We start from the raw sequence: 6,375 nt of genomic DNA, 5'->3' as shown, positions 1-6,375 counted from the left end.
CCGAAGAGGACTCGGTAGCAGAACCACCCGAGGGGCGAGGAACAGAAATCGTGGCGTCCCGAGTGCCCGGAGCCATGGCAGTATCAGCCTGAATGCCGCGGGTCTTGGATTTGGAACCCGCGGCGGGCGTATTCGCGCCGGATGCACCTGCAGTATCAGCGGCAATCGTAGGGTTCGCAGAAGGTTCCGCAGCCGATTTACTCTCGTCCTTAGAGGAAGAGTCAGAAGACGAGCCACCGCTCTCAGCAGAAGCCTGAGTCACCGTAAAACGCACCGTGTTGAGCTGAAGATTGCCGTCACCAGAGGCATCAAAAGCCACCACAAGGTAGGTCTTACCAATCTGCAAGGACGCGCCGGGGACACCAATAACTGCTTCAAAAGAACCAGCAGATATGGAGGCGGAATCAACATGCACAATAGCGAGCGCATCGCCTACAGTGTTGCCTTCAGAATCAACTTCCATAACCATCAGGTCGTAGCCCTTGTCATTCTGAGGGAAGTTCGTGCCGAGAATCGTAACCGGCTTCGTGTCGTCCTGGGAGTCGCCCTGGGATTCCTGTACGGACAGGTGCGCTTTCCCCTTCCTCAGGTTCTGTGGGTCGTACACGCTGGTGTCTTCGGAGACAACATACTGACCAGAATCGTTATTCTGCGGGTTGTCTACGGTACGGCGAACCGTGTCGCCGTTCGTATCGGCAGATGACGTAGCGGTGGGTGATGGCGGGTTGACCGCTTCGGAGGTCGGCTGAGCAGTCGCCTCGGCAGTTTCTGTTTCTTCACGCTCAATGTCGACCGGCGGTTCAGAGGGCTTTGCCTTACCGTTGCGCGGGTCGACGGTCTGAACTAGACGCGTCCCATCTTCTGTGACAAAAAATTCGTAGGAAATGTTGTTGATGCTGTCGGTCAGAACGATGACGTACACAACTTCTTTTTCCTTGGCGGGGCTCATCAGGAGGCGGAACTCCCCCTCCTTGGTCCCCTCAGTTAGGGTCGGGCTTTCCAGCACGGAGCCACCATACTCACCGGACGGGGTGTAGAAGTTCACGTCGACCAGAATGCTGGAGGCCTCCAGATCTTCGGGGAAGCCCGTCCAGCGGAGAAGGTAGCCACCGTCCCTAAGCTGCGCCTTCATGGTGATTGTGGAGGCTGCGCCCTGCGCCTCCTGGTTACCTTCAGTCTGGTCCGGGGTCGCGTTCACGGTGGCGGTTTTTTGCATGGCAGAGTGCGTCGTGACGGGGGTTTCCGCCGCCATGGAAGGTGTAACAAGCCCACCTTGAAGCCCCGCAATCAAAAGGGTTGCGGTGACAACACGGTATTTTGTTGAATGAGTGCTCATGCAGTGCGTCTTTTCATGGTGGAATTGATGCATGCTAGCGGCATGTCTTCGTATGCTCTTGGGAGCCTCCAGGAGTGCAAGGTCCCCGGAAAAGTCGCACCCTACTCCGCCTCGCATTTCCAGCGGTGAAGACATGGAAGTAGCACGCATCTATTTATCGGTTATTTCAACCCTATCACGAACTTTAAGGTTTGTTCATGTGAAGGTAGATGTTTTTTGAACACCCTGAACACGTAATTCGCCCCCGCTATCTGCACCTACAGATAGCGGGGGCGAACAGTCCTCATGAAACAAAGAACATCATATACAGTGCCGTCACAAAGCACGGATTAGGAGCGCTAGCCACCAAGGACTCCCCTACGGTGAGCCATCCACGCGGCACCAACCACCAGGGTCAGACCAACGCCTCCCAGAATCCAGAAAGCCGCACCGTGCTGGGCAACCTCTTCGCCGGCAGGAGATGTCGCGGAAGCTACAGCCTTCACACCGTCCTGACGATCAGCATTCGCGTTGGAGTGCACCTGAGTGGTGGTCGAATTCACCGCGGCAGAACGAGTATTGGTTTCCGAGTGGATGACGGGCGTGAAGCCCTTATTGCCATTACCGGAGGTGGCATCGCTCGTGGACCCCTGGGCGACCGTACCAGAATTCGCAGCGACAGCGATAGACGCCGGGTCAGAACCCGAGCTGTACGCCGAAATCTGGTTAGTGCGGGTCGGCTCAAAAGCCGAACGGGGGCTCATCGTACGTGCCTGAGCCAAAGCCTGCAGGGCCTGACGCTGACGCTCAGCCTTCGCTTCATTTGCCTTAGACATGGCGTTCACCGCATCCAAGGTGGAGCGGGGTGCGCTCGTGGCAGACTGGTCTGAACCCGATTGGGTTGCATCAGAGCGGGTCGAGACGGCGCTAGTAGCAGCGGAGGGGCGACCCTGAGCGGCGTCGGTCGCCTCGGCCGCATTGGTGCTGGGCGTGAGCGATGCGTTGGCATCCTGGCTGGGCTTCTCATCCTTCGTCGAGGAGGCTGCGCTACCGGTCGCCTCACCGCTGACTTTGAATCGCACCGAGACAACTTCTTCCGCATACTCAGTATCGTCCGCACGGACCAGGTAAGCGGTGTACACCGAGCCGGTCTTCAATAGAGAACCGGGCATACCAATCTCTTCCTTGAACGCGCCATTGACGATGCGATTAGAGCTGATGTGCGTAATGGACAGTGCATCACCCATGTGGTTGCCGCTCATGTCGGTTTCAACCACGATCAGGTCGTAGCCAGCCGCGTTCACGGGCAGGCGCTCTGCACTGATAGTCACCGGCTTGGTTTCCTTATCAGAGCGAACCTCAGCATACGCAACCTTCAGTTCCGAAACGCTCAGGGTCTGAGTATCACGAGAAGAGGTCGATCCGCCCGGGACCTGTTCCAGCTTCTGAGTGTGGGTTTCGAGGTTCGGGTTTTCAGAAGCTTCAGAGGGAACCTCAGTCTTGACCTTATCCTTGCTACCCTTCTGATCTGCAGCCTGCTGCTTCTCCTGCTCCTCTTCGCGGAGCTTTTCCTGTGCCTTCAGCTCATCAATGGTCGGCACATGGTGGGCACTCTCCTTCTTGTCCACCACAACCTCGTCAGAGTCATCCTCAACCGGAATAGCGTGCGGTACGAGGGAACCCTCGGAAACCATGAATTCGCCGTAACCCGCGTCGGAGGTCACCAGATCCATGGCACTGATGGAGTAGTAACCTTCCTGGGGCATCTGCGGCATCTCAAAGGTGACGAGCATTGAGCCGTCATCGGCGCGCTCAACCTGCAGGGCAGAAGGCTCATAGATGTCAGATCCGAGCAGCGCGCCAGAGGTGCTGTAGTACTGCAACACCAGGTAGACCTTGGATGCGTCACCCACATAGCCACCCTCGTAAAGAGGTGCAAGCTTCAGGGTCGCTTTGCCATCCTTAATGGACTGCACGCGAATCTCGATGGTATCAACCTCAATTTCGAGGTCTTCATAGGGGCAGCTCGAATCAAATTCGCTATTAACCAGAGCAGCCAGACAATCATTCACATTAATGGCTTCAGCCTCTACTGCGGAGGCGCCAGGAAGCACAAAAGCGCTTGCACCCAAAGCGGCGGCAAGCGAAAAAGCATGAATGTGTTTCGGAAGTCGAGTGATAGTCATGTATGCCATTTCAAGCGATGTAGGCGCAAAGCGTGGACTAGGGAAGGCTCACCACAAGCCGGTGTTTCTATCCAGGTATTTGCGCACCAGTACGTCGGTTACACCCTAGCCTAACACGGATATTGCACTTAATGTTGCATTGCATTCATGTGCTAAAACTTTATGTCGCAATAATTACCGAAATAAAAGGGAATTAAATACTTTACTGAGATATAAATAACGTAAAATTCGAATGCCATAAACATTCCCACGAGTGCACGAAAAAGAGTTTTTTACACCGCTCCCAAGGCACAACAGATCCATTACGCAACAGGGTCGACACCCAGATACACAGAAGGCACCCCACCGAACACGTACCCAATCAGCACGCACCCGGCAGAGCGCCTCCCGCTCAACGACTCCCCTGCAGAGAGCCGAACACACCCCACAACGCGAAGATCCAGAATCGGGAGCTACTCAGCACCCGGCTCTCCAGCGCCCAGCTCTTCAGCACCCTCAAGGCGACGACGATACACGTTAACCGCCACAGCAGTACCCACAAAGGCAACCGAACCCAGCAGGGCAATACTCAGCGGCAAAGTACCCTCCGGCAGAGGGCCATTATCCTGGGCGCTCGCCTCCAGCTTCGAACCGGAAGAATCACCGCGCGACTTCGAGCTACGCGTATAGAAACTACCCGAACCCGCAGCACCCGCATTCTCCTGCGGCGAAGCAACAGTCACCGTCTCCCCCTCAAGAGGCTGGTAACCCAACAGGTTCACCACAGTACGACCGGGCAGCATCACTGCATAACCAGACATCACCATCGTCGAAGGAACCACCGCAGTCTCAGCCACAGAACTACGAGCCTGCGCGGTAATCGCACGCGCAGACTGCTGCGCCTGCATAATATAGCCCAGAGCGCCATCCGCCGACGGAATCTTAGCGACAGAATCAGTCACCAAACCCTGAGCGTCTGCAGAGGCATCTGAAGAGCCCGCAGGGCTCACATAGCCCGAAGGAGCCGAAGGACTCACCCGCTGATTCGCCTCAGAAATCACCGGGACCAGCGGGCGAACAACAGTATTCGTAGGCCTCGGAGCCGAATCAACAGGAACAGCACGCTGAATCACGCTCACACCAAAAGTGCTGGTCGCCATGAGCTTCAGCTCCTCAGTGGAGTCACCGCCCACCACAACCACACGGTAGCGCTTGCCCGCATTCAAAGAAGTGCCGGGAACCTTCAAATCAGCGGAGAAAGAAGCGTCAGCCACCTGCTGAGGGCTCACATGCGTGGTCGCCAGCGGCGAACCCACGGCACCACCGTCGGCGGGCATTTCAAAGACCATCACGTCATAGCCCAAGCCGCTCTCCGCCACGTTCCTAGCGCGCACGCTAATCGGCTGCAGCTCATCCGAGCCGCGCAGTTCTGCGGTAGAAATTTCCAGGGTCGCCTCGCGGGTCTCCGCGGGAGCCTGATTAGAGCGGGAGTGCACCAGCAGACGGTCCTCGGTCACCTCAGCGGGCACCGCATCGTCAGCAGAAGCACTCGCGGATGCACTCGCCGAGGCGCTAGCAGACGCGCTCGCGGAAGGACGCGCCGAAGCGCTCTGCGATGCAGACGGCGCCTCAGAAGGTGCCGGGGCAACCGTCGGGCGCGGGCTATCCTTCGCGGCACTCGGGGATGCGCTGGGGCTCAGGGACACCTCGGGGGCGGGGTTCGCCTCCACGCGGTTAGTGCGGGGAACACCGGGGGTGTCGGGGAAGAAAATGTTCTGGCGACTCGCCATGATCTCGTCAAGGGACGCACCATGTTCGGGCATAAACTCAACGGAGATAGTCTCGCCGTTGCTCAGATTCTCAATTTCCACCATGTACGGCTGCTCAACGTTCAGGCGCTGGTGAATACTGACCTCCAGTGCACCCTCATCGTTCAGAGAGGCAGTCATCTGGGAGGCGGGAACAGTCATCGCCGCCACGGGACCGTCGTCAACGGAAATGGCGACCAGGCGAACCTTCAGATTCTCCAAAGAGGTTACGCCGGTCAACGACAGCAGGGTGTAGTCTTTGCTCTGAGCAACCAAGTCCAGGGTAATGTTGTGGCTGACCACATCGGCGGCGACGGCGATGGGAAGTTCAGGCTTTTCAGGCCGCTGAGTCTGCGCGTGAGCGGCAGATGCAAAGGTAGCGGGGGCCAGAGTTGCAGGCGCGACGGAGCCGCCCAAACCGAGGGCGGCAGACGCTACTAGCGCCGCGCCGCGGCAGGCACGCTGCGTGGAAAACATGGTCACCTATTTTCGTGAGTGAGTGAGTGTGATGAATCGTCGTGTGACTCCTGTGCCCAAAGGTCGGAAGTAGGCGCAGAATGAACGGTTCTCTGATATCGGTGACCGGAGGCGCTTCACAGCGTTTCCCCCACCCCGTGTGAACGAGGCAGTAAAGAGTGATAGTACCGTCTATGACAGCACTCTAAATTATAGGTATAACCTTAGAAAAAGTTAAAGATGCAGGGATGCTCGAATCTTGCATTTCGAACATCCCTACATCTATATGCATGTTTTGCCTAGTGGGGCAATATTTAACCCGTTTTAGCGGCGAGAACTGAGCTGCATCTCACTACGGCGACGGCGGCTCAAACGCATACCGGCAAGCAGTGACAGCGACCCAGCGGCGCTAATGACCAGCACATTGGAGGCGCCGGTAGCCGCCAGCTGCTCACGCTTCTGCTGGGCACCAGCGGCAACCTTCTGATCGTCAGATACCTTTGCTTCAGTCTTCTGGGCAGGCGTATCCTGAGCGCCGGTATTCTGAACCGCAACCGAAGTATCATCCTTCTGCTCGGTAGCGCTCTCCCCCGCCTTCTGCTGGTCTGCCGCGGGTGCGGCAGTCTCAGCA

4 protein-coding genes are annotated in these 6,375 nt (G+C 57.3%); all 4 read right to left on the bottom strand.

Annotation, left to right across the window (positions count from 1 at the left end):
- The coding region (locus tag Q0216_RS01750) for an enoyl-CoA hydratase (protein ID WP_298592454.1) at positions 1-1,198 on the bottom strand (1,198 nt) is incomplete at its 3' end.
- A gap of 476 nt (positions 1,199-1,674) precedes the next feature.
- Positions 1,675-3,501 carry a hypothetical protein gene (locus Q0216_RS01745; protein WP_298592452.1) on the bottom strand — a complete coding sequence of 609 codons (1,827 nt, stop codon included), beginning with the start codon at positions 3,499-3,501 and terminating at the stop codon, positions 1,675-1,677.
- 452 nt (positions 3,502-3,953) lie between these two features.
- Entirely contained in the window at positions 3,954-5,765 is a 1,812-nt protein-coding gene (locus Q0216_RS01740; RefSeq protein ID WP_298592450.1) for a propanediol dehydratase, read from the bottom strand.
- Between the two features lie 303 nt (positions 5,766-6,068).
- Positions 6,069-6,375, bottom strand: a 307-nt coding sequence (locus tag Q0216_RS01735; RefSeq protein WP_298592448.1) for an LPXTG cell wall anchor domain-containing protein, incomplete at its 5' end; no start/stop codon positions are given.

This window comes from uncultured Rothia sp. (assembly GCF_937976295.1).
Lineage (GTDB): Bacteria > Actinomycetota > Actinomycetes > Actinomycetales > Micrococcaceae > Rothia.
This window is presented reverse-complemented; position numbering and strand designations above follow the sequence as displayed.

Bases quoted from the DNA above. Each gene is read 5' to 3' on its own strand.
- Q0216_RS01740 (WP_298592450.1), bottom strand. From the start codon at position 5,765: ATGTTTTCCACGCAGCGTGCCTGCCGCGGCGCGGCGCTAGTAGCGTCT.
- Q0216_RS01745 (WP_298592452.1), bottom strand. From the start codon at position 3,501: ATGACTATCACTCGACTTCCGAAACACATTCATGCTTTTTCGCTTGCC.